The organism is Streptomyces dioscori, from assembly GCF_003024195.1.
Lineage (GTDB): Bacteria > Actinomycetota > Actinomycetes > Streptomycetales > Streptomycetaceae > Streptomyces > Streptomyces dioscori.
The window spans coordinates 210,257-234,596 of the sequence record NZ_KZ679047.1 but is presented as its reverse complement, the minus strand read 5'-3'; the positions used below and the strand labels follow the sequence as shown (position 1 = coordinate 234,596).

Annotated in this window: 21 protein-coding genes; 10 read left to right on the top strand and 11 right to left on the bottom strand. The window is 71.6% G+C overall.

The window, feature by feature from the left end; genetic code table 11:
* Positions 1-357, bottom strand: a 357-nt coding sequence (locus tag C6Y14_RS25325) for a hypothetical protein (protein WP_159074309.1), incomplete at its 3' end; no start/stop codon positions are given.
* Between the two features lie 48 nt (positions 358-405).
* On the opposite strand from C6Y14_RS25325, the gene C6Y14_RS25320 reads away from it, so the two are divergent.
* Positions 406-1,764, top strand: coding sequence for a hypothetical protein (locus C6Y14_RS25320; protein WP_107019118.1), 1,359 nt, complete (start codon positions 406-408; stop codon positions 1,762-1,764).
* Positions 1,765-1,819: 55 nt separating this feature from the next.
* Here the strand turns inward: C6Y14_RS25320 and C6Y14_RS25315 are convergent, their stop codons facing one another.
* Positions 1,820-3,040, bottom strand: a complete 1,221-nt coding sequence (locus tag C6Y14_RS25315) for a metallophosphoesterase (protein ID WP_107019117.1) — start codon at positions 3,038-3,040, stop codon at positions 1,820-1,822.
* Between the two features lie 293 nt (positions 3,041-3,333).
* Here C6Y14_RS25315 and C6Y14_RS25310 point away from each other — a divergent pair, with 293 nt between their 5' ends.
* From C6Y14_RS25310 to C6Y14_RS25285, 6 genes are all read left to right on the top strand, one after another.
* Positions 3,334-3,786: a hypothetical protein gene (locus C6Y14_RS25310; RefSeq protein WP_107019116.1), complete on the top strand. Its 453-nt coding sequence runs from the start codon at positions 3,334-3,336 to the stop codon at positions 3,784-3,786.
* A gap of 60 nt (positions 3,787-3,846) precedes the next feature.
* Positions 3,847-4,851, top strand: coding sequence for a hypothetical protein (locus C6Y14_RS25305; protein ID WP_107019115.1), 1,005 nt, complete (start codon positions 3,847-3,849; stop codon positions 4,849-4,851).
* Between the two features lie 114 nt (positions 4,852-4,965).
* Entirely contained in the window at positions 4,966-5,490 is a 525-nt protein-coding gene (locus tag C6Y14_RS25300; protein ID WP_107019114.1) for a hypothetical protein, read from the top strand.
* A complete protein-coding gene (locus C6Y14_RS25295) occupies positions 5,487-5,840 on the top strand; it encodes a transcriptional regulator (protein ID WP_107019113.1) in 354 nt (117 codons plus the stop codon). The genes C6Y14_RS25300 and C6Y14_RS25295 overlap by 4 nt, the downstream gene beginning before the upstream one ends.
* 104 nt (positions 5,841-5,944) lie before the next feature.
* The gene (locus tag C6Y14_RS25290; RefSeq protein WP_107019112.1) at positions 5,945-6,835 is read left to right on the top strand and encodes an ABC transporter ATP-binding protein; all 891 of its coding nucleotides are present in this window, start codon (positions 5,945-5,947) and stop codon (positions 6,833-6,835) included.
* Positions 6,836-6,846: 11 nt separating this feature from the next.
* A complete protein-coding gene (locus C6Y14_RS25285; RefSeq protein WP_107019111.1) occupies positions 6,847-7,698 on the top strand; it encodes an ABC transporter permease in 852 nt (283 codons plus the stop codon).
* Positions 7,699-8,252: 554 nt separating this feature from the next.
* Here C6Y14_RS25285 and C6Y14_RS25280 read toward each other — a convergent pair.
* Positions 8,253-10,502, bottom strand: coding sequence for an MMPL family transporter (locus C6Y14_RS25280; RefSeq protein ID WP_107019110.1), 2,250 nt, complete (start codon positions 10,500-10,502; stop codon positions 8,253-8,255).
* Here C6Y14_RS25280 and C6Y14_RS45150 point away from each other — a divergent pair.
* From C6Y14_RS45150 to C6Y14_RS25260, 3 genes are all read left to right on the top strand, one after another.
* Complete coding sequence (locus C6Y14_RS45150; protein WP_318658067.1) at positions 10,423-11,229, top strand: MmyB family transcriptional regulator; 807 nt, start codon at positions 10,423-10,425, stop codon at positions 11,227-11,229. The genes C6Y14_RS25280 and C6Y14_RS45150 overlap by 80 nt on opposite strands.
* A gap of 150 nt (positions 11,230-11,379) precedes the next feature.
* Positions 11,380-12,792: an MFS transporter gene (locus tag C6Y14_RS25265; RefSeq protein ID WP_107019109.1), complete on the top strand. Its 1,413-nt coding sequence runs from the start codon at positions 11,380-11,382 to the stop codon at positions 12,790-12,792.
* Between the two features lie 131 nt (positions 12,793-12,923).
* On the top strand, positions 12,924-14,213 hold the full coding sequence (locus C6Y14_RS25260; protein ID WP_107019241.1) for a Rossmann-fold NAD(P)-binding domain-containing protein: 1,290 nt from the start codon (positions 12,924-12,926) through the stop codon (positions 14,211-14,213).
* Between the two features lie 69 nt (positions 14,214-14,282).
* Here C6Y14_RS25260 and C6Y14_RS25255 read toward each other — a convergent pair whose 3' ends face one another.
* The 8 genes from C6Y14_RS25255 to C6Y14_RS25220 form a co-directional block, all read right to left on the bottom strand.
* Positions 14,283-14,966 carry a response regulator transcription factor gene (locus C6Y14_RS25255; protein ID WP_107019108.1) on the bottom strand — a complete coding sequence of 228 codons (684 nt, stop codon included), beginning with the start codon at positions 14,964-14,966 and terminating at the stop codon, positions 14,283-14,285.
* Positions 14,963-16,300 (bottom strand): sensor histidine kinase, encoded by a 1,338-nt coding sequence (locus C6Y14_RS25250; protein ID WP_107019240.1) that lies wholly within the window; start codon positions 16,298-16,300, stop codon positions 14,963-14,965. Before C6Y14_RS25250 ends, C6Y14_RS25255 begins: the two co-directional genes overlap by 4 nt.
* Before the next feature lie 7 nt (positions 16,301-16,307).
* The gene (locus tag C6Y14_RS25245) at positions 16,308-18,551 is read right to left on the bottom strand and encodes an MMPL family transporter (RefSeq protein WP_107019107.1); all 2,244 of its coding nucleotides are present in this window, start codon (positions 18,549-18,551) and stop codon (positions 16,308-16,310) included.
* 171 nt (positions 18,552-18,722) lie between these two features.
* Positions 18,723-20,051, bottom strand: coding sequence for an alpha-glucosidase/alpha-galactosidase (gene melA, locus C6Y14_RS25240; protein ID WP_107019106.1), 1,329 nt, complete (start codon positions 20,049-20,051; stop codon positions 18,723-18,725).
* The gene (locus C6Y14_RS25235; RefSeq protein ID WP_107019105.1) at positions 20,051-20,401 is read right to left on the bottom strand and encodes a PfkB family carbohydrate kinase; all 351 of its coding nucleotides are present in this window, start codon (positions 20,399-20,401) and stop codon (positions 20,051-20,053) included. Before C6Y14_RS25235 ends, melA begins: the two co-directional genes overlap by 1 nt.
* A gap of 146 nt (positions 20,402-20,547) precedes the next feature.
* Positions 20,548-21,498, bottom strand: coding sequence for a carbohydrate ABC transporter permease (locus tag C6Y14_RS25230; protein ID WP_107019104.1), 951 nt, complete (start codon positions 21,496-21,498; stop codon positions 20,548-20,550).
* Complete coding sequence (locus tag C6Y14_RS25225) at positions 21,495-22,535, bottom strand: carbohydrate ABC transporter permease (protein ID WP_199854849.1); 1,041 nt, start codon at positions 22,533-22,535, stop codon at positions 21,495-21,497. Before C6Y14_RS25225 ends, C6Y14_RS25230 begins: the two co-directional genes overlap by 4 nt.
* 11 nt (positions 22,536-22,546) lie before the next feature.
* The gene (locus C6Y14_RS25220) at positions 22,547-23,884 is read right to left on the bottom strand and encodes an ABC transporter substrate-binding protein (RefSeq protein ID WP_107019103.1); all 1,338 of its coding nucleotides are present in this window, start codon (positions 23,882-23,884) and stop codon (positions 22,547-22,549) included.
* Between the last annotated feature and the right edge of the window lie 456 nt (positions 23,885-24,340).

The window sequence follows — 24,340 nt, the reverse complement described above, 5'->3', positions numbered from 1 at the left end:
CAGGAGGAGGCGGGGGAGCGTCGTCGGGTTGCGGCGGTGGCGGTGGATGCGGCGGCGGAGGGTGGTCGTCGGCCTGGGCGGTTGGAGGAGCGTCGGCGTCGGGTCGGCGCGGTGGCGACGGACGCGGCCGCGGAAGGGCGCCGTCGGCAGGAGGCCGCCGAGGCGGCACGGGAAGAGCCCGCGCCACGGGAAGAGCCTGCGCCACGAGAAGCGGCGACCGTGCAGGAAGAGCCTGCGCCACGAGAAGTTGTGATCGCGCAAGAAGAACCTGAGCCACGAGAAGTCGTGATCGCGCAGGAAGAGGCTGAGCTTGAGGAAGTTGCTGAGGAGCGGAGCCAGTCTGAGGCGCGGCGGCATCGCAGGGGGCTGCGGCGGCTGGCCGGTGCCGGGGGGAAGCTCAAGAAGGTGGCCGGGAGGATAAGACAGATCTTCGCCACCTCGTCCAAGAGCGACAAGGCGAAGAAGATCCTCGACCAGCCCGACACGGTGGCCAACCGCTTCAACGCGCCCACCGAGGGCGGCGTCCGGACGCAGGCGCAGTCCACGGGGGACACCGGTCAGGTGCAGGCCACCGCGATCGTCACCCAGGTCGATACCGCGATCAACGCGGTGACCGACGTCCTGGGCGTCGTCAACGACGCGCGTGCTCTGCACACCGCGCGCAAGGGCCGCAAGGGCGTGGGGCCGGAGTCCCACAAGCCCAGGAAGGACATGCGCGGAAAGCCGCTCGGCCTGGCGCAGAACGTGGGCATGGTCGGGGGCGATGCCACCGGCATGGCCAACGCCGCGGTGCGGAACGCCGGCCAGCTGGGCGGGGTGGCCGCTCTCGGCGAGGCGACCGGCGCGTTCAGCATGTTCTACTCCACGGTGATAGCCGCCCGTGATTCCACTGTCATCTGGAAGACCTACAACAAGAACCGCGCACTCAAAGGCCTGGCGGAGGGACCTTCCGGCGAGACGTCGGGCAACGAGGGCCGACTCCAGGACGTACGCGACCGGCTGGGCGAGGTGCAGCAGCAGACGGCCAGGGCAGGTGCCGCGCGGGAGCAGGGAGACGACCAGTCGGACGTTGTCGCGGCGGAAGTGAGCACGGCCGCAGCGGAACTGGGAGAGGGCGTCCTTGACCTCAACCAGCAACTGCATGCCGAACTGGCCCAGATCATCCAGTACGCGCGGCACAAGCAGCACACCAAGATGGGCAAGCGCATCGCCAGCCTCGGGGGCAACACCGTGCGTACCGCCGGCGGTGGCCTCGCGATCGCCGCCGCGGCCGGGGCGATCGCCGGCCCGGCCGCACCCGCCGTGGCCGGCACGGCGGCGGCCCTCCTGGTCAGCGGCGCTCTCTACAAGGGAGCCAGGGCGGGCAGCAACCGGTACGTCGCCGCGCGGCACCCCGACCGGTGGGCCAGGCCCACGCCGGCCCAGGCCGAGGCCGGTACGGACGGGCCCGAGGCGGCCGCACCGGAACCGGCCGCTCGCCGCGACGCGTTGAAGGAGTTCTTCAAGGTGACGAAGTCCGTCCAGCAGGGCGAGCGTCACTTCATGGCGCAGAAGCTCTACGCGCTCGCGGCCGGCCCGGACGTCCCCGCGAGCAGGAACGCTCCCGACGGCGTCCGCGACTCGGCCCGTGCGCTGCTCGAAGTCCTCAAAGCCGGCCCCACCCAGCACAAGCAGTCACCGGAGGAGTGGGCGGCGTCGCTCAACGACCCCGCACAGCAGAGCGCCTGGGAGAAGGAGATCACCAACCAGCTCTCCTCTGCCTGAGCGGCACCCGCGGAGCCCCCGGACAGGGGTCTGTCCCCGCACGGCCGTTACGGCGCTACGTCGAGGCGGGCCGACGCGGGGAGCGGAGTACGAGCAGGGTGATCTCGCTGGGGGCGAAGACGCGGAACGGCGGGCCCCAGAAGCCGGTGCCCCGGCTGGTGTAGAGGCGGGTGCGCGGGCCGTGGTGACTGAGGCCGGCGAGGGCGGGCTGGTCGAGGCGTACCAGGTGGTGGAAGGGCCAGATCTGGCCGCCGTGGGTGTGGCCGGAGAACTGGAGGTCGATGCCGCCTGCCACCGCCTGGTCTATGAACTTCGGCTGGTGGGCCAGGAGCAGGACGGGCAGGTCGGGGTCGGCGCCGTCCAGTGCTCCGGCGAGGTGGGCGCGGTGTCCGGCCAGACCGGAGGACTCGGCGGTGACGTCGTCCACGCCGGCGACCACGAGGGTGTCACCGCCGCGTTCGAGCAGGAGATGGCGGTTGCGCAGCGGCTCCCAGCCCAGTTCGTCCATCAGGTCGACCCAGCCCTGGGCCTCGCTGTAGTACTCGTGGTTGCCCGTGACGTAGACCCGGGCCCGGGTCGCCCGCACGGTGGCGAGCGGGGCGGCCTGGGCGCGACGGCGTTCGGCCGTGCCGTCCGCGATGTCGCCGGTGTGGCAGACCAGGTCGGCCTCCAGGGTGTTCACCGTCTCGCACACCCGCGCCGACCACCGGGCGCGGTCGAGCGGGCCGTAGTGGGTGTCGGTGATGAGGGCGACGCGCAGGCCGTCCAACCCGGCTCCCAGCCGCGGGAGTTGTACGTCGAGCCGGCGCACCCGTGGCACGCGGCGGGCCTCGGCGTACCCCCAGGCGAGCAGTGCGGCGCTCACGCCGAGGACGGCCCAGGTGACGATGCGCGCCCGGTCCTGGCTTCCGCCGACACCGGCCACGGTCAGGGCGAGCCGCAGGACGGCGCCCAGCAGAACGGACCAGGTGAACAGGACCCAGCTGGCGCCCAGCAGGGTGTCGCCTACGATCGCCGCCCCGTCCTGCTGCCGTCGGCCGTGGCCGCGCGCCATCGCGAGCGGCATACCGATGAGGCCGAGGACGAACAGAGCTGTGCCGGCCAGGGTGACGGGCAGCGGCCACCGCTGTCCGGCGTACAGGAGCACCCAGCACGGCACCGCCCACAACAGGACGGGGGCGATCAGGGGGAGGTAGCGCATCAGGCGGTGCAGTCGGCTCTGCCCCTCGGCCTGCGCATCCCTGTCGGCAGGGCGGGTGTTGCTGGTGTCGGTCACGCTTGTCCTCCTTGACCAGGCTGCAGTCCCGCGCACTGTATCCGGGTGGGTGACGCGCCGCACCGTCCGGCCACCGCATCGTCCGGTCACCGCATCGTCCGGTCACCGCACGGTCCGGCCGTCGCACCGTCCGTCCACCGCACGGCCCTGACACCTGTCAGGACCGCGGGGTGGTATGCCCTGCCTAGTCTCGGGCCGGTCAACACGGGGGAGGCTCGCGCCGAACGGCTGAGGGCCGAGGGCCGACGGCCGACGAAGCGGCACCCCGTTCCGTACGCCAACGGAGGAGCATCGTGACAACTGCACGTCGTACGGCGGGATCCCTCGCGGTCGCCGCGGCACTGATCGCCGCCAGCGCCGTCCTGGCCACCGCGCCGGCTTCCGCGAACGGGGAAGCCGTGGCCGCGCCCGCCGGTGCCGAGCTCGCCGCCGACTGGGACAACAACGTCTACCTCTACTACAGCGGCTCCAGCAACAGCTCCTGGAGCAAGTACGGCACCGCGGTCAACGACTTCGCGGGGCACACTTTCGCGGCCGGGGGCGAGGGACACGGGCAGAACGTGAAGAACAACGTGAACCGCGCCTGGAACAACGACCCGAGCTTCAGGGCCCGCATCTTCTACAACGAGAACCAGAACGCGAGCGGCGACGCCCCCTACGACGACATCTGGCCCGGGGAGTCCCGTGCGCTGAACTCCGGAGTGCAGAACAACAACGCCTCGCTCGGCTGGTACTACGCCGGCTGACGTCCGTACGGCCCGCCCGCCGGAGCACCGGCGGGCGGGCCCTGGAAGGGGCACGACCACATGTCGGCGCGAAAAATGATCAGGGCCCGGCGTCTCGGGGCGGCCGTCGTCCTCCTCGCCGTCACGGCGGGGTGCGCGCGGGGGCCGGCTGCGGAGCCGACGCAGGCGTCCCCTTCGTCCGGGACGCCGAAGGCTGCCGGGCCGCTTCCCGTCGCCCAGGTGCCGAGGATGCTGGACGTCAGTTCACTGGTACTGCCCGTCGAGCCCTACCTGTTCACCGACCGCCAGGTCGGGCGGCTGTTCCGGGCCAAGGCGGTACTCACCGAGTCGTGCATGCGGCGCTACGGCCATTCCTGGCCCGCCCCCACGGGTCCCGTCCCGGAGACGGGCACGCTGAACCCGGCCAACACGGCGCACCGGTACGGCATCACGGACGCGGCCAAGGCCGAACGTCACGGCTACCACCCGGTTCCCGGCTCGGTGCCGCCGACTGTCAGGAACAAGCCCACCAGGCGGCAGCCGGGGCCTGAGGCGATGCTCGTGCTGCGCGGCTTGCGGAAGGACGGCACACCGGCGGGCACCGACGCACGCGGGCGCCGCATCCCTGCGGGCGGATGCCAGGGCGAGGCCACCAAGGCGCTGTCGGGGGACGCGCGGAAACTCGGGAACCGGGAACTCGTCGGCGCGATCAACATCGGCAGCTACCGCGACTCGCAGCGCGACCCTCGTGTGGTGGCGGTCTTCCGCGCCTGGTCACGGTGCATGGAGCGGCAGAACAAGAAGTACATTTACGCCGATCCGACCCAGGCGCCCGGCAAGGACCCCGAGTACGGCGGTCCGGTGGCCGGCCGGGCCGAACGCGCACTCGCGAGCACGGACGTGAACTGCAAACGGAGGACGAACGTCATCGGCGTGTGGTCGTCGGTCGACGCGGCGTACCAGCGCCGAGCGATGGCGGACAGGCAACGGGAACTCGCCGCCGTCAAGAAGGACATCCGTACGCAACTGGCCAACGCCGACCGGGCACTGGCCAACGCCGATCAGGTACTGGCCGGGAAGCCCTGACCTCCGCCGACAGCCCCCGACTTGCCTATCGGGAAAGTCAAAGCTAGCTTTCCTGGTGGGAAAGTCGACTGGGAAAGCCGAGTGGGGCGGGAGAGCGCGGACGTGAGCATGCCCATGAATGCCGAACAGGCGTGGCAGGACCTGCAACGCATCAGGGTCCCGCAGGAGCGGGTGTACGACGAGGTCGAGCGGTCCGCCGCGGGCGGCTCGGGAGACCTCTGGGCCACGGCCGCGCTCATGTGGCTCTTCCTGGCCGGTCTGGGCCTGGACCTGCCCGGCTGGGCCGTCGGGCTGGTCATGGCCGCGTACACCGCGCTGCTGGGCGGGGTGGCGGTGCTCCACAACCGCCGGAGCCGGGTGCTCCTGCACCACACCCGGTGCACCCCGCGGATGTTCGCCGCCTTCGTCGCGGGGGCGGTGGTGACCGGCGGGACGGCCCTGCTGTCCGGGTGGCTGGTCGACCCGCTGGAGCCGATGCCCGGCAGTCTGATCCAGGCCACGGTCTCGGCGACGGTGTTCGTGCTGTTCGTCGGGCCGACGAGCCGCTGGGCCGCCGGGTCGGCACGGGGCCACGGCACACATGCGGCAGACGGGGGCGCGGGCGGCACGGGAGAAACGGGTGTGGGGGCGCACCGATGAGCATTCCCTCCGGCTTCGACGAGCTGATCCATCCCGCCACCCGGCTGTCGGTGGTCGCGCTGCTCGCCGCCACCGAGTGGGCGGACTTCGCGTTCGTCCGCGACAGCCTCTCGCTCAGCGACTCCGCGCTCTCCAAACAGCTGCACACCCTGGAGGAGGCCGGATATCTGGAGCTCCACAAGGAGGGCGGCGGCCGCAAACGGCGTACCAGAGTGCGCTTGACGGACCACGGCCGCGCCGCCTTCGAGGGGCACGTCGCGGCTCTCCGCGCGATCGTCGAGGGCGCCGGTCCCGCGGCGGCGAACGGGACACCGCCCCGACAGCGGCACGACTCGGGGGCGGCACGATGACGCCCGGACACACACCCGCCGAGCCCGTCGCCCAGGCACAGCCTGTTGGCCCGGCCCGGCCCGTCGTCGGAACGCAGCCCGTCGTCCGGGCGCGGGACGTGACGATGACGTACGGCGACCTCGAAGTCCTGCACGGCGTCGATCTGGACATCCACCGCGGCGAGATCTTCGCGCTCCTCGGACCCAACGGCGCAGGGAAGACCACGACGGTCGAGATCCTGGAGGGCTTCCGGCGGCGTTCCGCCGGTGAGGTGAGTGTCCTCGGCGCGGACCCGGAGCGCGGCGACGACGCGTGGCGCGGCCGGATCGGACTGGTCCTGCAGTCCTGGCGGGACCACCGCCGCTGGCGGGTCGCCGAACTGCTCACACACTTCGCCGCGTACTATCCGGACCCGCGCGACCCGGCCGAACTGCTCGCCCTGGTCGGCCTCACCGAGCAGGCGGGCCGTCAGGTGGAGCGGCTGTCCGGTGGCCAGCGCCGACGCCTGGATGTCGCGCTCGGGATCGTCGGGCGGCCCGAACTCCTCTTCCTGGACGAGCCGACCACCGGCTTCGACCCCGAGGCCCGGCACGAGTTCCACGTACTGGTCGAACGGCTCGCCAGGGAAGAAGGCGTCACCGTCCTGCTCACCACGCACGACCTCATGGAGGCCGAGCGGCTCGCCGACCGGATCGCCATGCTGGTCGGCGGCCGGATCCGGGCCTGCGGCACGCCCACGGAGCTGGCGCGGCAGGCCGCCGCCCGGGCCGAGGTCCGCTGGACGGCCGACGACGGGACGCCGCGCCGTGAACGCGCCGCGGACCCCTCGCGGCTGGTGTGGGAACTCCACCGGGACGCGAACGGCCCGATCGCCGGCCTGGAGGTCCGCCGCCCGACGCTGGAGGACACCTACCTGCACATGCTGCACCGGGAGACCGACGGCACCGACGGCACTCACGGCACCGATGGCACTGACGGCACCGATGGCACCGACGGAACGGCACGGGCCGCGTGAAAGGGACACCCATGACGAACGCCTGGCGTGCCGGGCTCCAGCGCGGCCGTATCGAACTGCGGCACCTCCTGCGCAGTCCCAAGGAGATGTCCGGCCATCTGACCAATGTGGTCGTGGCCCTGGTGATCGCCGCCTACGTCACCGGCCATGTGCCCGGCACCCATGTGCCGATGGCACATCTCCTCCTCGCGGGCTTCGCCGCCTATCTGCTCTTCCAGATCGGGCTGGTCAACCTCCCGCAGATACTCGTGACCGAGCGGGAGGAGGGCACTCTGCTGCGGCTGCGCGCCACCCCCGGTGGCATACCGGCCTACCTCGTCGCCAAGACCCTGCTGGTGGTCGCCGTGGCCGTCGGCACGCTGGCCCTGCTCCTGGCGGTCGCGGCGCTGCTGGCGGACGGGCCACTGCCGCACGGGCCCGGCGGCTGGCTGACGCTGCTGTGGGTCACCACCCTCGGACTGCTGGCCGTCGTGCCGCTGGGCGCGGCCATCGGCGCCGTGCTGCCCAACCCGCGCGAGGCGCTGGCGTTGATCATGCTGCCGACGATGGGGCTCCTGTTCACCTCGGGAACGGTGTTCCCGATCACCTCACTGCCCGTGCCGGTCCAGCAGGTGGCATCGGTCTTCCCGCTCAAGTGGATGGCCCAGGGCCTGCGTTCGGCGCTGCTCCCCGACACGGCACGGACCGCCGAGGCAGCCGGCTCCTGGGAGCTGCCCATGGTCGCCCTGGTCCTGAGCGCCTGGGCGGTCCTCGGATTCCTCCTCGCGGTGCCGCTGCTGCGCCGCGCCGCCCGGCGCGAGTCCGGCTCCCGCCTGTCCGCGCGCCACCGCAGGGCGGCACAGAGCGGCGCGCTGCCCGGGTAGGCGGCCCAACGGTTTTGAACGGGACTGGCCGGCAGCGCGGGCAGCAGCGTCTGGGCGACCGGGATGTGACCGAAGACGTCGACCTCGAACACCCACCGCCGGTCGGCGAGCGGGAGCGGCTCCTGCGGAGCGTTCGCGGCGACGCCCGCGTTGTTGACCAGCGCGCAAAGAGGCCGGCCCTGCGGGTCGGAGGCGATGCGCCGGGCGAGTTCACGCGCGGTCGCCGCGCCTGTCCCGGTGGAGGCGCCCGTGACGGCGATCAGGCTGCGGGCGGGTGTGGTCGTGGACATCGGGAAACAGCCTCTCCTGGAGTGACGCGGCGGAACGCACAGCTCGCACACGTGCGACCGCATCGCTTCACCTGATGTGTCCACTCTCGATCGGTCCGCGGGCACCGACCAGGGGATCCTTCGACGGCAGGACTCGCCGTACCGGCTTCGCGGCGCCGGAGCACAGCATGGTCGCCGCCGCTGGTGAACAGGACAGTCGCCACCGCCCGCGGTCCGGCCTCGGGCGCCGTTCGACGCCCGAGGCCGGAGATCAGGGGGAGAGAGTCAGACCCCGGCCGAGCTCTTCGTGTCCGTCGGAGCCGCCGAGGACCCGGCCGGTGCGGCGGACGCGGGCGTCGGCTCGGGACCGCCTTCGCTGAGGCCGTACCGTCCGTGGAAGGCGCGCAGGAAGCCGGGCGCGTACCAGGCCGAGCCGCCGAGCAGACGCATCGCCGCGGGCACAAGGACACCGCGCACCGCGATGGCGTCGAGGAGGACGGCGAGTCCGCTGCCGAGGCCGAACATCTGCATGAAGCTGAGCTTGGCCGTGCCGAAGGCGAAGAAGCTCACCGCGAGCAGACAGGCCGCCGCGCTGACGATGCGTCCGGTGTGGCCGAGACCGTTGACGACGGCGGACTCGTTGTCCTCGCCCTGGTCGTGGAGTTCCTTGATACGGCTGGTGACGAAGACCTCGTAGTCCATCGAGAGGCCGAAGGCGATGCAGAACATCAGCACGGTCATCGACACCTCCATCGGCTGCGCGGTGAAGCCGAGCGGTGAGGAGAGGTTGCCGTCCTGGAAGATCCAGGTCATCACGCCGAGGGTGGCGGCCAGGCTGATCGCGTTGAGGACCAGTGCGCGCACCGGGTGCACGACGCTGCCGGTGAACAGGAAGAGGAGCAGGAAGGTGGTGAGGACGACCAGGGCCACCGCGAGGGGAAGCCGGTCGGCGACGGACTGCTTGGCGTCGACGAGGACGGCGTCCGGCCCTCCGACCAGGGGGTGCGTCCCGGCGGGCGGGGTGAGCGAGCGCACCTGCTCGACCAGGTCCTGGGCGGCGTCCGACTTCGGTGTCAGGCTGCTCACCACGCTGATCCGCTGTGCGTCGGGCCGGCCGAGCGCCGCGTTGCCGGGGCCGCTCGCCTCGGACTGTCCCCCGCTGTAGGTCCCTCCGCTGGTCTCGACCCTCAAGACACCCTTGAGCGCGGCCAGTTGACCCGCGTACGACGCCAACGGACCCTTGTCCACGGACTGGTCGACGGCGATGTTCAGGGCCGAGTCCTCACTGCCCCCGAAGTGCTCCCGCAGCACCTGTGAGACCTGGCGGCTCCCGGCGTCCTTGGGCAGCACGCGTTCGTCCGGCGTGCCGAAGGAGATGTTCAGCAGAGGGCTCGCCGCGAACAGCAGTACGGCGAGAACGGGCAGCGCGGTGAGAGCGGGCCGCCGCATGACGGTACGGGCCAGCCGTCCCCACAGAGGAGTGCGGGCGTCGGAGCGCTGCGCCTTCGCCCACGGCAGCCGCCCGCTGTTGACCCGGTGCCCCAGTACCTTCAGCAGGGCCGGCATCACGAACAGGGTGCTGAGGGCGGCGATGGCGACGACACCGACCCCGGCGAAGCCGAACGAACGCAGGAAGTACTGCGGGAACACCAGCAGTGCCGCCAGGGCCGCCGCGACCGTCGCGGCGGAGAAGGCGACCGTGCGGCCCGCCGTGTGCACCGTGCGCCGGACGGCGTCGTCCACGCTCGCCCCGGCCGCGAGCTGCTCCCGGAAGCGGCTGACCATCAGAAGGGCGTAGTCGATGCCCAGTCCGAGGCCCAGGGCGGTGGTGAGGTTGGTCGCGGTGTCGGCGACATCGGTGACACTGCCGAGCAGGAAGAGCTGGGCGAACGAACCCATGATGGCGATGATCGCGATGACCAGCGGCAGCAGGGCCGCGACCACACTGCCGAAGACGAACAGGAGCAGTACGAGGGTCAGGGGTATGGCGATCGCCTCGGCGAGGATCAGATCGTCGACCACCTGCTTCGACAGGTCGGCGCCGACGGCCGCGCCGCCGCCTGCCTGCACGGTGAGCGTGTCCTTGTAGGTGCCGCTGAAGGTGTCGATGACCTCCTTGGCGTTCTCCCGCTGCTCCGTCGGGTCGCCTCGCACATGGGCGAGCACCATGGCCTCGCGGCCGTCCTCGGAACGCAGGTCGGCGCTCTTCGTCTCCCAGAACGAGACGACGTTGCTGAGCCGCTCGTCCTTCTTGAGGTCGCCGGCCAGGGCCAGGCCGCTGTCCTGAGCGGCGGGGGTGTCGATACGGCCGTCGGGGGAGCGGACCAGCAGGACGAGGTTGACCTCGCCGCCGAACTTCTCGTCGATGACGTTCGCCGCTCGGGTGGACTGGGAGGCGGGGTCGTCGAAGCCGCCTCCCTTCAGCTTCTCGAAGGCGCCTGCGCCCACCACGCCCATGAGGGCCACGGCCAGGGCGGCGACGACCAGGACCAGCCGAGATCGGCGGATCGCCAATTCGGCCATGCGTTCGAACACGGGATGTCTCCTTCGATGTTCCTCGGTGAAAGGCGAGAGCGTCGGCCGAACCGGAGTCGGCACAATGCGTCGCGGAGCCCCTGCGCCCCGCCGGAGGGGGCGCGGGCCGCGCTCTTCGTCGCCGGGAACGACGCTAGTGAGACAAGGGCTTCTTTGGCAGGAGGAGATTTACCTGACAGTGTCAGATTCTCTTGTCAGGAGCTTCTGTCAGGGTTACGTTCCCGGTCGCTTCCAGGGCGACCCGCGGCAGGTCCAGCTACTCCGCGCGCTGTGGGCCCGTCACCACGTCCGGGGCACGGGCCATGAGGCCAAGTCCTTCAACCACCACGAGGTCGGCGAACCGACCCTGACCTACGACTCGTTCACCGTGGACAGCGCGACGGACCGGCAGCTCGTCGCGGACCGGGCCGAGCCGAGCCCGGCAGCGTTTCCCGGCAGGCCTGGCGCTGCTCGCCACGGTGGCCGCCGAGCTGCCCGCCTCGGACCTGGTGACCGTCCCCTGGGTGGGTGCGACGGACCCTGCCCAGGGTGTTCGGACGGGAGCGCGACGAGGGGGACGCGCCGTTCTGCTCGGACGCCGGACGCCGGACGCCGGACGCCGGACGCCGGACGCCGGACGCCGGACGGCTGGCGGATCGTCCGCGAGCACAACTCGTCCGAGGTGCTGCCCGCGGGGAGCCCCGACGGCGTCCTCGGGGCCGGCCCACGCCGCGCCCGTAGTGCGTAGGCACCAGGACGGGTGAGGGTCTGGTCCGGGCGCACCAGGGGGAGTCGGCGGCCGGGGACGATGCCCGGCACGGGCGCCGGGGGGAAGTGTGGGGGACGCGTGAATCCCACGAACCCCCTTCCTCCTGGTGTCTGGAGTGATCAACAGGTGATGACGAGGACGTCTCCGTCCGAAGGCGCACGTTCCCCGGTCCGCCTCGGGAGACTGCCGATCGCCGCCCTCGGTGTCCTGGCACTCTCCCTCGGCGCCCTGCAGTCGGTGGTGGAGCCCGCACTTCCGCTGCTGCAGGACGAGTTGGGGGTCAGCCCCGGCGAAGGGGCGCTGGTCGGCAACACGTTACTCATCACGGGCGCGGTCATCACGCCCGTCGCGGGCAAACTCGGCGACCGCCACGGCGGTAAACGGGTACTGATCCGGCTGATGGCCGTGGTCTCGGCCGGTGGCCTGCTGGCCGCCCTGGCGCCGAACCTCCCGATGCTGCTGCTCGGCCAGGTGCTGCAGGGCGTGATGGTGGGCGCACTGCCCCTCTCCTTCATCCTGGTGCGCAAACACCTCCCGCCAGGAGAGTCACAAGTGGCGATCGGAGTGGTCGTCGCGCTGTTCACGGGTGGCGGCATGGCGGGCATGCTGTTCGCCGGGCCGATCGCGGAAGGACTGTCCTGGCACTGGATGTTCGCGCTGCCGACGATCGCGATCATCGCGACGACGGTGGCCGTGAGCCGGTTGATGCCGCACGATCCGCCGGCCCTGACGGACGACAGGATCGACTGGCCCGGCGTGGTGCTGCTCAGCGGCACGCTGCTCGCGTTCATGCTCGGGCTCGTGACGGTGACGAGGGACGGCGGGCTGCCGCCCCTCGCGGTCGGTGCCGTCGTGGTGGTCGTGGCGTCCCTCGCGGCCGGGTGGGTCACCGTCGAGCGCCGGGCGGCCTCGCCGATGGTCGATCTGCGCGTGCTGGCGAAGCCCGCGATGTGGCAGGCGTGCGTGCTCACCTTCGTCATCACCACCAGCTCCGGGATGGTGCTCTTCCTGCTCCCGCAGCTGTTCGCCGTATCGGCCGACGGCTACGGCTTCGGAGCCGACACCACTGACATCGGCCTGTTCCTGCTGCCCGGCGCCGTCGCCGGAGCGGTGAGCGACTCGGTCGGCGGGCTGGCGGTGCGGCGTTTCGGCTCGCGTGCCGTGGTCGCCGTGGGCTCCGTCGCCACGGCGGCCACAATGCTCGCCCTGGCATGGCTGCACAGCGCGGAGTGGCAACTCGTCCTCGCGAAGGTGCTGACCGCGTTCGCCGCGGGGGTCGGCACCACGGCCCTGCTCGCCGGGACCGCCACCGCCGTGGCGACCAAGGACATCGGCATCACGACCAGCCTGCTCGTGGTGACGCGCGTGATCGGCGTCGCGCTGGGCGCCCAGGTGGCCGGCGCGATCCTCGACGCCGGGGCCGGACCGGTGACGGGCCTGCCGGCTGAATCCGCCTTCGCCGCAGGGTTCGCCGTGGCCGGTCTGGTCGCCGCGCCGGCACTGCTCGTCGTCCGTCTCACGAAGAGGGGAGCCCAGGGTTGACACCGACAGCTCTGCCGACGGACCTGAGGAACACGAGGATGACGAAGAACATGAAGAACATGAAGAACATGAAGGACGCGAAGGACGCGAAGGACGCGAAGGACGCGAAGGACGCGAAGGACGCGAAGCACATGAGCAACTCCGTGAAACGGCATGTCCTGATCTCCGGGGCCAGCATCTCCGGGCCCGCGCTGGCGTACTGGCTGCACCGCTCCGGCTGCGCGGTCACCGTGGTGGAGAAGGCGGGCTCACTGCGCGCCGGCGGTTACCCGATCGACATCCGCGGCACCGCGATCGAGGTCGTCCGGCGGATGGGGATACTGCCGCGGTTGCGGGACGCGCACATCGACTCGCGCCGTGTCACATTCCTCGACTCCGACGGAGGCACGGTGGCCTCGGTCAGCCCGAGCGCCGTTGCCCGCGGCGTCGAGGGACAGGACCTGGAGGTGCGCCGCGGTGATCTGGCCGCGCTGCTGTACGCGCTGGTCCGCGACGACGTGGAGTTCCTGTTCGACGACTCCATAGACACCCTCGACACCCCCCGCGCGCGCAACACCCCAAGCGCGCGCAACACCCCCGAGGCCCCCGACGCCCCCGGTCGGTACGGACAAGGCGTCGACGTCACCTTCCGCAGCGGGCGACGGCGTACGTTCGACCTGGTGATCGGCGCCGACGGCATGCACTCGCACACCCGGGAGCTGGTGTTCGGCCCCGAGGAACGGTTCCACCGCTATCTCGGCTACTGCTTCGCCCTGTTCACCATGCCCAACACCTTCGGGCTCTCCCGTGAGGTCATGCTGTGGAACACCCCGGGAAAGGCCGCGGCCCTGTACGCGGTCGGGGGCGACGACGAACTGCACGCCTTCCTGAACTTCCACCGGCCTGACCCGCCCTTCGGCGCCCGCCGAGGCCGCGGCACCGTACGCGCCCCCGACGTCCTCCACGACCCCGACGCCCAGCGGGAGTTGGTCGCCACGGCCTTCGCGGGCGCGGGATGGAGGGTCCCCGACATCGTCGACGCCATGCGCCACACGGACGACCTGTTCTTCGACACGGCGGGTCAGATCCGTATGCCCCGCTGGTCCAGCGGCCGTGTCGCGCTCGTCGGCGACGCCGCGTACGCACCCTCGTTCCTCACCGGACAGGGATCGAGCCTCGCGCTGGCCGGCGCCTACATGCTCGCCGACGCACTGGCCACCCACCGGGACCACACCACGGCCTTCGCCGCCTACGAACGCGACACCCGCGGGTTCGTGGCCATGAACCAGGCCCTGGTCGACAAGGGCGCGGCCTCGCTCTTCCCCACCACGGCACGGGCGTTGGAGCAACGCAACGCCATGCTGCGCGACCTCGTCACCCTGCCCTCGGCTCCGGCACGACCGGCCCATTCGGCCCTTACTCTGCCCGAGTCGGCCCAGTAGCCGAGAGAAGCAGCCGTGAGTAGCAGCCGTGAGTAGCAGCCGTGGGAACGGCCGCCCCCGGGCCGGGTACTACGACAGGCCGTCGGGGGCGGCGTGGGCCAGGCCCGTCCGGTAGGCGATGACGACGAGCTGGGCCCGGTCGCGGGCCTCCAGTTTCGTCATGGCGCGCTGCACATGGGCGCGTACGGTGAACGGGCTGAGGAACATCCGCTCGGCGATCTCCTGGTTGGACAGTCCGGTCGCGACCAGCGCCACCATCTCGCGTTCGCGCGGGGTGAGCACGGCGAGTTGTTCGGCGTGCCGCGGCAGGGCGTTGTCCGGCGTGGCCAGGAAACGGGCCACCAGGGAACGGGTCGCGGCGGGGGACAGGAGGGTGTCGCCGGCGGCGATCGTCCGTACGGCGTCCAGCAGGTCCTCGGCCCCGATGCCCTTGCCGATGAAGCCGCCGGCCCCCGCGCGCAACGCCTGGGCGACGTACTCGTCGGTCTCGTACGTGGTGAGGATCAGGATGCGGCTGGTACGCAGTTCCGGGTCCGCGCAGATCTCCGAGGTGGCGGTGAGACCGTCCACCTCGGGCATACGGATGTCCATGATCACCACATCCGGGCGCAGCTCCCGGGTGAGCCGTACCGCCTCTCTGCCGTCGCCCGCCTCGCCGACCACGGTGATGTCGTCGGCGCTGTCGAGCAGCAGCCGGAAGGCACCGCGCAACAGCGCCTGATCGTCGGCGAGGAGCACCCTGAGTGTCGTCACTGCGCATCCCCGCCGACCTTGCTGTCCTGGGTGCCCCCGGTGCCCCCGGTGTCGGCGGTGTCCCCGGCGTTCCCGGTGTCTCCGCTGTCTCCGGCGTCCTTGGCGGGCGGCACCGGCAGCTGCGCGGAGACCAGGAAGCCGCCCTCCGCGCGCCTGCCCGCGGAGAGGTGGCCCCCCACCGCGGTGGCCCGCTCCCGCATCCCGATCAGACCGAAACCGGGCGAGGAACGGTCCGCGGTCGCGGACGGACCCGGTCGCGCGGACCCGGCCGGCGCCGTACGGGCACTCCCTCCGTCGTCGGCGACCGTGACGGTCACGCGATCGCGGTGCCAGTCGAGACGCACCCGGGCGCTGCGGGTACCGGAGTGCTTGGTCACGTTGGTCAGGGCCTCCTGGACGATGCGGTAGGCGGTGAGGTCGACCCCCGGCGGCAGCGGCCTGGCCGCGCCCTCCTGGTGCACCGACACCTCAAGACCCGCGCGGTGGAAGGACTCGATGAGCGTGGGCAGCCGGGACAGCCCCGGCGCAGGTTCGGCGGGCGCGGCCGCGTCCCCGGACTGCCGCAACAGGCCGACCGTGGCCCGCAGTTCGTCGAGCGCGTGCCCCGTGGTCTCGACCAGCTCCCCGAGGCTCTTACGGGTCTGCTCCGGGCGTGTGTCGAAGAGGTGGGCGGCGACCGTGGCCTGCGCGTTGGCCAGGGTGATCTGGTGGGCCACGAGGTCGTGCAGCTCGCGGGCGATACGCACCCGCTCCTCGGCAACGCGCCGGCGCGCCTCGGTGTCCCGGTTCTCCTCGGCCCGCCGGGCCCGCTCCTCCACGGCCGCCAGATAGGCCCGCCGGTTGCGCACCGAGTGACCGAGCACGCCGGCCACCAGCGGGAACGCCGCCACCACTCCCACCCGGCTCGCGTCCTGCCACGAGAGGTCCCCGGCCAAGGGGATGGACGCCACCAGCAGTACGGCGGCGCTGAGCGACACCGCGCCCGCCGCGCGCCGTTCGGTGCGCGCGGCGAGCGTGTAGGAGTAGGCGGTGATCAGGGCGGGGGCCACGATGAGCGGGCTCAGCAGGAGGCCCAGGGGCTGTACGAGCACTCCTGCCGCGGTCGTGGCCGCGAGGGCGGCCAGGGGCGCCCTGTGCCGTACCGACAGCACGGCACAGGACACCACGGCGATGAAGCAGGCGGCGACGGGCGGCGCCGACAGGGTGTCGTCGACCTGGATCACACCGCCGAGCAGACAGAGCACGAACGCCGTCGCCGGGACCGCGCCCCGCCGCCATGTGCCGGGTGATCGCGTGCCAGGAGATCGCGGGTCACCGCCACCTGTGCTCGCCATGGCCGGCTCAGTGCCGGCCGGCGGGGAACTGCGGCACCGCCGGGCCAGGTCCGGTCGCGGAGGCCGGGGCATGCCTGCTCAGTGCCTCACCCTCGATGTCCACATTCGGCAGCACGCGGTTCAGGATACGGGGCAGCCACCAGGCCCGGTGGCCGAGCAGCGCCAGGACCGCGGGTGCGATCGCCATCCGGACCACGAAGGCGTCGAAGGCCACGGCGGCGGCCAGACCGACACCCATCGTCTGGATGGTCGGGCTGCTCATCCCGACGAAACCGCCGAACACGCTGATCATGATGATCGCCGCCGCGGCCACCACACGTCCGCTGTGCCGGAAGCCGGTGACGACCGCCTCGCCGGGTGACGCGCCATGGACGTAGGCCTCCCGCATCCGGGTGAGGAGGAAGACCTCGTAGTCCATCGCGAGGCCGAACACGATGCCGATGATGAGGATCGGCATCAGTGACATGACCGGTCCGGTCTGCTCGATGCCGAGCAGGTCGGCCGCCCAGCCCCACTGGAAGACGGCGACCAGGACACCGAAGGCGGCACCCACCGACAGCAGGAAGCCGAGCGCTGCCTTGACCGGGACCAGGAGCGAGCGGAAGACCACCGCCAGCAGGAGGACCGCCAGGCCGATGACCACGGTCAGATAGGGGAGGAGGGCGTCGGACATGGCTTCGGAGATGTCGATGTTCAGCGCGGTGGTGCCGGTCACCAGGACGGTGGCGCCCGTGCCTGCCTCGACGCCGGAGACCGCGTCCCGGATCGCCTGCACCAGGTCCTTGGTCTCGGCGCTGTTCGGCGCGGTCCGCGGGACGGCGGTGAGGACGGCCGTGTCCTTCGTCCGGCTGAGCACCGGATCACCGACCGACGCCACCCCGTCCACTCCTCGTACGGTCCGGGCGACCAAGTCCGTGGCGGTCCCGGCGTCCTTGGACTGCGAGGTGTCCACGACCACGGTCAGCGGGCCGTTGAAGCCGGGGCCGAAGCCTTCCGACAGCAGGTCGTAGGCGCGGCGCTGGGTGGTCTCCACCGACTTGGACTCGTCGCCGGGCAGCCCGAGTTCGAGGCTCAGCGCCGGCAGGGCGACCGCCCCGAGACCGAGTACGGCGGTCAGCAGCACGGCTCCCGGCCGGCGCAGCACGAACCGCGCCCAGCGGGTGCCGAGCCCTCCGCGACCGGCCGCGGAGGGCGCCTGGTGCACGTGCTCCCCGCCCCGCCGATCGGCCTTGCGGACGGCCCGGGACAGTACCCGCCGGCCGAAGAAGCCGAACAGCGCGGGGACCAGGGTCAGTGCGACGAGCACCGCGAGGGCCACGGCGCCCGCGCCGCCCAGGCCCATCTTGGTGAGTTCGGGGATGCCGACGACGCCCAGGCCGACCAGGGCGATGAAGACGGTCGCGCCGGCGAAGACGACGGCGGAACCGGCCGTGCCCACCGCCCGCCCGGCGGCCTCCTCCGGGTCGCTGCCCCGGGCGCACTCGTCGCGGAAGCGGGAGGTGATGAAGAGGGCGTAGTCGATGCCGACCGCGAGGCCCAGCATCAGCGCCAGGATGGCGACGGTGGACGTCAGGCCCAGCGGCAGCGCCAGCGCGGAGACCAGGCCGAAGGCGATGGCCACGCCCACGACGGCGGTCAGCAGCGACAGCCCGGCCGCGACCAGCGATCCGAGGGCGAGGACCAGGACCACCGCCGCCACGGCCACGCCGATGATCTCCGTGGTACCGCCCGGCTCCTCCTCCGCGTCAAGGGCGGAGCCGCCGATCTCCACGGTCAGTCCCGCGTCCCGGGCCCGGTCGGCGGCGTTTTCCAGGGCGCTCTTCGTCGGCTCGGTCAGGTCGACGGCGTCCACGGCGTAGGTGACCGTGGAGTAGGCGATCGTGCCGTCGTCACTGACCGCGCCCGACTCATAGGGGTCGGAGACCGACGCGAGCTGGTCGCTCCCGTCGAGCGAGCCGAGGGTGTCCTCGACGGCCGCCCTGTTCTGCTGGGCCGTCACCCGCTGCCCGTCCGGGGCCCGGAACACCAACCGGGCCTCGGCGCCCTGGGAGTTGCTCTCGGGGAAGCGCTCGTCGAGCAGGTCGAACGCCTTCTGCGACTCGGTGCCGGGCATGGAGAGGTCCTCCTCCTCCCCGGCCGGCGCCAGTGCTGCGGCGGCCACGGCCAGGAACAGCGCACCCAGCCACAGACCACCCACGAGCCGCCGGCGCCGGAAGGCCCACCGCCCGATCCGGTAGAGAAAAGTTGCCACCTGTAGATCACTCCAGACACCGTGAGGATGGGGAGACGCGTGCGGTTCACGCGTCTCCCAGACTTCCTTCCGGCGCCCGGCCGGGCATCGTTCCCCGCCGCCGTCCCGCCCTGGTGCGAACGGACCAGCCGCACCCATGCCCTGGTGCCCACGCACTACATCGGCGCGGCCTCAGTGGCCCAGGGTGGCCCGCAGCGACGGCTGGAGGAGGTCCGCGTGGGCTCGTACCATGTCGTCGCACAGGTCCCAGATGCGCTCGACCGGCAGGGCGGCGGCGGTGGCGGGATCGGCCATGGCGGCCTGGCGGATCGACCGGGGGTCGTCCTCGACGGCGGCGCGGACCACCAGCTCGTTCATGCTCAGGTAGTTGCGGTTGAGCGCCGCCAACTGGGCGGGCAGCGGTCCGACCTTCGTCGGCTGGACGCCCATGTCGTCGACCAGGCAGGGCACTTCGACGGTTCCGGAGGCCGGGAGGTTGTCGATCAGACCGTGGTTGGGGACATTGCCGTAGACCGTGCGCGGGGTGCCGGTCACGATGCTGTGGATGATCTGCGGCGCGTACTCCATGGTGCCCTCGACCGTGAGGGGCGTACCGGCGGCCAGTGCCCTGCGGGTCTCCTCGTAGGCCGCGACGTTCTCGTCGACGATGCCGAGGTACGCGCCGACCGGGAGCCGGAGCCGTTCGATCTCGCTGTCGTGGTGCAGGTACCAGGGCACGTACTCGGAGGAGTGCTCGCTCGTCTCGGTCGGATAGAAGCCGAGGCGCCGGTACATGTCGACGCGGACACGGCGCCGCAACTCCGGTTCCTGTTCGATGAGTTTGTCGAGGAGCGGGTAGAGGTCGGTGCCCTGGTGCTCCAGGCGCAGCACCCACGCCTGGTGGTTGACACCGGCGGCACGGTAGGTGATCTCCTCGTGCGGGACGCCGAGCAGTTCGCCCAGGTCGTGGATGGTCCAGTACACCGAGTGGCACAGTCCCACCACGCGGGTCAGGCCGGTGGCCCGGGTCAGGTACTGGACGTTCATGGCCATCGGGTTGGTGTAGTTGAGCAGCCAGGCGTCCGGGCAGAGTTCGGCGATGTCGGCGGCGAGCGACTTCAGTACGGGGAAGGTGCGCAGCGCGCGGAAGATGCCGCCGATGCCCAGGGTGTCACCGATGGTCTGCCACAGGCCGTGGCGCTGCGGGATCTCGAAGTCGGTCCGGGTGGCCTCACCCATGCCGACCTGCACGATGTTGATGACGAAGTCGGCGTCCTGGAGGGCCGCGCGGCGATCCGGATGAGCGGTCACCCGGGGGTGGGAGGAGCCGCTCCCGGTGAGCCGGTCCGCGATCTGCCGGGCCGCGCCCTCGGCGGTGGCCAGGCGCTCGGAGTCGATGTCGTGCAGCGCGATGTGGGCGCCCCGCAGTTCGGGGAAGGCCAGCAGATCGGCCAGCAGGCCCTGGGTGAACACGACACTGCCCGCGCCGATGAACGCGATCTTCGGGGTACTGAGAGTCATCAGAGGTTCTTTCCGTTACGGGAGAGTGCGGCCATGGCCTCGTCCCAGGTGGGCTGGGACGGGGTGCCGTCGTGGGCGCGGGTGGACAGCGCGCCGCAGGCCGCGGCGCAGGCGAGGGCGTCGGCGGTGGACAGTCCGCGCAGGTGCGCGGCGGCGAAGCCGGCGTCGAAGCTGTCGCCCGCCCCGACGGTGTCCACCGGCTCGGCGGGGATGCCGTCCGTGCGCAGCACGGTGAAGCCGTCGTGGGCGACGGCCCCGTCCGGACCGTTCTTGACGACCACGTGCGGGCCGTGCATGGCCAGATCGACGTCCCCGATGACGAGCAGGTCGAAGTCGAAGGTGTGCGGCATACGTCTTCCTGAGAGGGACTGAGAGGGACTGAGAGGGACCGAGAGCGAGTGCGGGCGCGAGGGCGTGCGGGCGGAACCGCGGTGGGCAGCCGGGCGACGGGCCGGGCGACGGACCGGCCGGAGTACGAGTGATGCCGGACGGAGGGCTACCCCTTGAGGCCGCTCGACGTGATCGACTGGATGAAGGTCTTCTGCGCGAACAGGAAGGCCAGCAGCACGGGCAGCACGGTGATCATGTTCCCCGCCATGACCGCGGACCACCTGGTGTGGTGCTGGCCCTGGAAGGTCGTCAGGCCCAGTTGCAGGGTGTATTGGGTGTCGTGGTTGATGGCGATCAACGGCCAGGTCAGGTCGTTCCACGTGGTGAGGAACGTCAGGACGGCCACGGTGCTCAGCGCCGGCCGGGACAGCGGCAGCACGATCCGCCAGAGCACGCCCAGCCGTGAACAGCCGTCGAGCCAGGCCGCCTCCTCCAGCTCCCTGGGCAGCGACAGGAAGAACTGGCGCAGCAGGAACACCGCGAACGGTGTGACCAGCGAGGGGACGATCAGCGCGCCCAGCGAGTCGATGAGGCCCAGCCGCTTCATGACCAGGAACGTCGGGATCATCGTCAGCTGGAACGGGATCGCCATCGTGGCCAGCATGAGGGCCAGCAGGATCCGCGAACCGGCGAACCGCATCCGGGCGAAGGCATAACCGCCCAGGGAACCCAGTACCAGGTTGGACGCCACGGCGGTCAGGGACACGATCAGCGAGTTGGCGAACCACCGGGGGAACATCGCGTTGCCGATGACGTACCGGTAGCCCTCCAGGTCGATCCCCGACTGCCACAGCGAGGGCGGGAACCGGTTGATCTCGGCGTCGCTCATGACGGAACTGAGCAGCAGCCAGATCAGCGGGATCGCGAAGAGCAGACAGAGCGGGGCGAGCAGGAGGTGCCAGGGACTGAACGGCAGCAGCGTCCGGCGCCGGCGCGGTCCCGTGGCAGCCCCGGTGGGCGGAGGGCAGGCGGTGTCCGCGTACACGCTGGACGAGGCGGACGAGGTGGACGCGGCCGGTGAGGGGGAAGCGGCGGGCGAGGGGGAAGCGGTCGTCATCGTGCGGCTCCTTCGAGGTGCCGGTCCGCGCGGGTCCGGTCGCGCACGCTGCGCGTCAGCCGCGGCACCGCGGCGAGCACCAGCAGGGCGAGCGCCAGGGCGTACGCGGCCGCCGCGCCGTAACCCGCCGTGAAGTTCTTGAACGCCTGTTCCCAGATGAAGTAGACGATCACCGTCGTCGACCCCAGCGGGCCGCCCTTCGTCGTGACGTAGACGAGGTCGAAGACCTGCAGGGAGGTGATGGCCTGCCACAGCAGGAGGAAGACCATGACGGGTCCGAGCGAGGGGAGGACGACATGGCGCAGCAGGTGCAGCCGTCCTGCCCCGTCGAGCCGGGCCGCTTCGACGAGGGAGGGCGGGACGTCCTGCAGCGCCGCCAGCAGCACCACCACGCAGAAGCCGGTGCCGCTCCACAGGGAGATCGCCAGCAGGGCGGCGAGCGCCTGGCCCGGGTCGTTGAGGAAGCCCTGGGGAGAGATCCCGACCTTGTCCAGGACGGCGTTGGCCGCTCCGAACTCCGGGTCGAGGATGAAGGAGAACAGCACGCCCTGCGCGGCGGCCGAGATGACGAACGGCACGAAGATGAGGGTCCGGTAGAGCCCGACGAGCCGGATGCGCCGGTTCAGGGCGAGGGCGAGCAGCAGCCCGAAGCCGATGCTCAGCGGTACGTACAGCAGCGTGTACACGAGGGTGTTGCGGACCGCCTGGTCGAAGTGGGGATCCTGGGCGAGGGCCCGGTAGTTGTCGAGGCCGACCCACCGGCTCGGTGTCACCAGGTCGTCGGCCTGGAAGGACAGCAGGAGCGACCAGACCACGGGGACGACACTCAGTCCGAGGATGACGAGCACGGACGGCGCGACGAACGCCCAGGCGGTCGCCGTCTCCTGGCGTATGCGCCGTCCCGGCCGGTTGCGGCCCGCCGGGTTGTCCGGGGCCGTCCCGCCCTTGCCGAGGGCGAGGAAGGGTCGGGTTCGCGTACGGGGACTGCGCTTCTCCCCCCGGTCCGGGAGCGTCACGGGGGTGGGCAGGCGGGGCATGACAGGTCCTCTCAACGCGGGATGAGCAGGGCGGCGTTGGCTTCGTCCACGCAGTCGCGCAGGGCCTCGGCGGGGGAGCTGCGGCCGAGGAGCACGGCGGTGATCGCCTGGCCGAGGGACTGCGAGATCTGCGGATACGCCGGATGCACCGGCCGCACCCGCGCCGACTCCAGGGACTTGGTGAACACCCGCAGCCCCGGCGTGCCGGCCTCCTGCTTCTGCCAGGCCGGCAGCGCCTGGGTGCCCCGGCTCATGGGCAGACTGCCGGCGTTGATGTCCCACTGCACGTCCTGGGCGGGCCGCGACAGCCAGGTCACGAAGGTGCGGGCGGCTTCGACGCGCGCGGAGCCGTTGTCGAAGACGGTCCAGGTGTCGGGCCCTGAGATGGTGATGGGCTTTCCGCTGTAGCTGGGCAGCGGTACGACGTGGTAGTCGACCTTCGCCTGCCGGATGTCGGGGAGTTGCCACGGGCCGGTGACGGCCATGCCCATCCGGCCCGAGAGGAAGACCCGGTACATCTGTTCGCTGCCGGGCTTGGCGTCGACGTAGACGCTCCGCGTCTTCACCAGGTCCTCCACGGTCCGCAGGGCGCGCAGGCCGGTGTCCTCGAAGCCGATCCGCCGTCCGTCCCGGCTGGTGACGTCACCTCCGAGGTCCCAGATCATCGGCCACAGCCGCCACACGGTGTCCTCGTCGCCCACGCCGGGCCAGCCCGTGCCGAACACGCCGCGCGCACGGTCGGTGAGCCTGGCCGCCGTCCTGGTGAAGTCGTCCCAGCTCCAGCCGGGCCGGGGCAGCGGCAGACCGGCGTCACGGAAGAGCTTCTTGTTGCACACGACCGCCAGGGAATCGATGAGCGCGGGCGCGGCCCGCACCTGGCCGTTGAGGGTGACCGCCTCGCGGGCCGGCGCCCAGAAGTCCTTCCACGGGACGGGACCGGAGTGGAACGTGTCCGTCAGGTCCACCACGGAGGGACTGCGGGCGACACTCGCCAGGTCGGAACCGAAGATGTAGGCGATGTCCGGGAACGAACCGGAGGCGAGGGCGGCGGTGATCTTCTGCAGCATCGCGTCCGAGAGGACACCGCCGCCGAGGTCGACCCGGATCCGCGGATGGGTCCGGTTGAACTCGGCCGTCAGGTCCTCGATCGCGGCGCGGCCGGTGTCGGTCTGCCCGTGCCACACCTCGATCCTGACCCGGCCGTCGGCGTCGACACCGCTGCCGGGACCCGCGCATGCCGACAGGGCCGCCGAGGCCGCGGCCCCTCCCACCACGGCCGCGCTGCGCCGCAGCACCGTGCGGCGGGTCGGTCGTCCGGAAGTGCCGCTCGGGCGATGTGCTGCGGCCATATGAGCCCCCAGGAGTACGTGCGTGAGGCGGTTACGGGAAGGTGGTGCGGGGCGCCACGACACGGCCGGCGGTGCGGGTCGGTGAGGTGGGGTGACGCGCGCTGCCGCCGGCGGCGACGGTGGTGCCGGGGTGGTCGGCAGCGCGGGCTGCCCGAGGACGCGGAGTGCGCGATGCGCATGCGCGCTGTGCGTGGGCAGCGCCGGGACGATCAGCGCGTACGGTGTCGCACTCGCGGGGAGGTCGGCTCCTGGCACCCGGCCACGCTCACGTGGCGGCCGAACGGGATCGTCCGGTGGGGGAGGGGGAGGAACATGATGAGCTCCAGGGACCGGGGGGTACGTCCCCGCCTCGGAATCCGCCGCTGTGCGGCCGTCCTGGCGACTTTGTCCGGGCTCACGGTGCGTGGACCGTCTACCGGCTGGGCGTCCCTCTCGCGCCAGGTGCTCGGCTGGCGT

Excerpts from the sequence above, each read along its gene's own strand:
- C6Y14_RS45150 (WP_318658067.1), top strand. The coding sequence starts at position 10,423 with ATGAGGGCCACGGCCAGGGCGGCGACGACCAGGACCAGCCGAGATCGG.
- melA (WP_107019106.1), bottom strand. The coding sequence starts at position 20,051 with ATGACTCTCAGTACCCCGAAGATCGCGTTCATCGGCGCGGGCAGTGTC.
- C6Y14_RS25220 (WP_107019103.1), bottom strand. The coding sequence starts at position 23,884 with ATGGCCGCAGCACATCGCCCGAGCGGCACTTCCGGACGACCGACCCGC.
- C6Y14_RS25265 (WP_107019109.1), top strand. The coding sequence starts at position 11,380 with ATGACGAGGACGTCTCCGTCCGAAGGCGCACGTTCCCCGGTCCGCCTC.
- C6Y14_RS25250 (WP_107019240.1), bottom strand. The coding sequence starts at position 16,300 with ATGGCGAGCACAGGTGGCGGTGACCCGCGATCTCCTGGCACGCGATCA.
- C6Y14_RS25300 (WP_107019114.1), top strand. The coding sequence starts at position 4,966 with ATGAATGCCGAACAGGCGTGGCAGGACCTGCAACGCATCAGGGTCCCG.
- C6Y14_RS25285 (WP_107019111.1), top strand. The coding sequence starts at position 6,847 with ATGACGAACGCCTGGCGTGCCGGGCTCCAGCGCGGCCGTATCGAACTG.
- C6Y14_RS25305 (WP_107019115.1), top strand. The coding sequence starts at position 3,847 with ATGTCGGCGCGAAAAATGATCAGGGCCCGGCGTCTCGGGGCGGCCGTC.
- C6Y14_RS25290 (WP_107019112.1), top strand. The coding sequence starts at position 5,945 with ATGACGTACGGCGACCTCGAAGTCCTGCACGGCGTCGATCTGGACATC.
- C6Y14_RS25295 (WP_107019113.1), top strand. The coding sequence starts at position 5,487 with ATGAGCATTCCCTCCGGCTTCGACGAGCTGATCCATCCCGCCACCCGG.
- C6Y14_RS25235 (WP_107019105.1), bottom strand. The coding sequence starts at position 20,401 with ATGCCGCACACCTTCGACTTCGACCTGCTCGTCATCGGGGACGTCGAT.
- C6Y14_RS25230 (WP_107019104.1), bottom strand. The coding sequence starts at position 21,498 with ATGACGACCGCTTCCCCCTCGCCCGCCGCTTCCCCCTCACCGGCCGCG.
- C6Y14_RS25260 (WP_107019241.1), top strand. The coding sequence starts at position 12,924 with ATGAGCAACTCCGTGAAACGGCATGTCCTGATCTCCGGGGCCAGCATC.
- C6Y14_RS25225 (WP_199854849.1), bottom strand. The coding sequence starts at position 22,535 with ATGCCCCGCCTGCCCACCCCCGTGACGCTCCCGGACCGGGGGGAGAAG.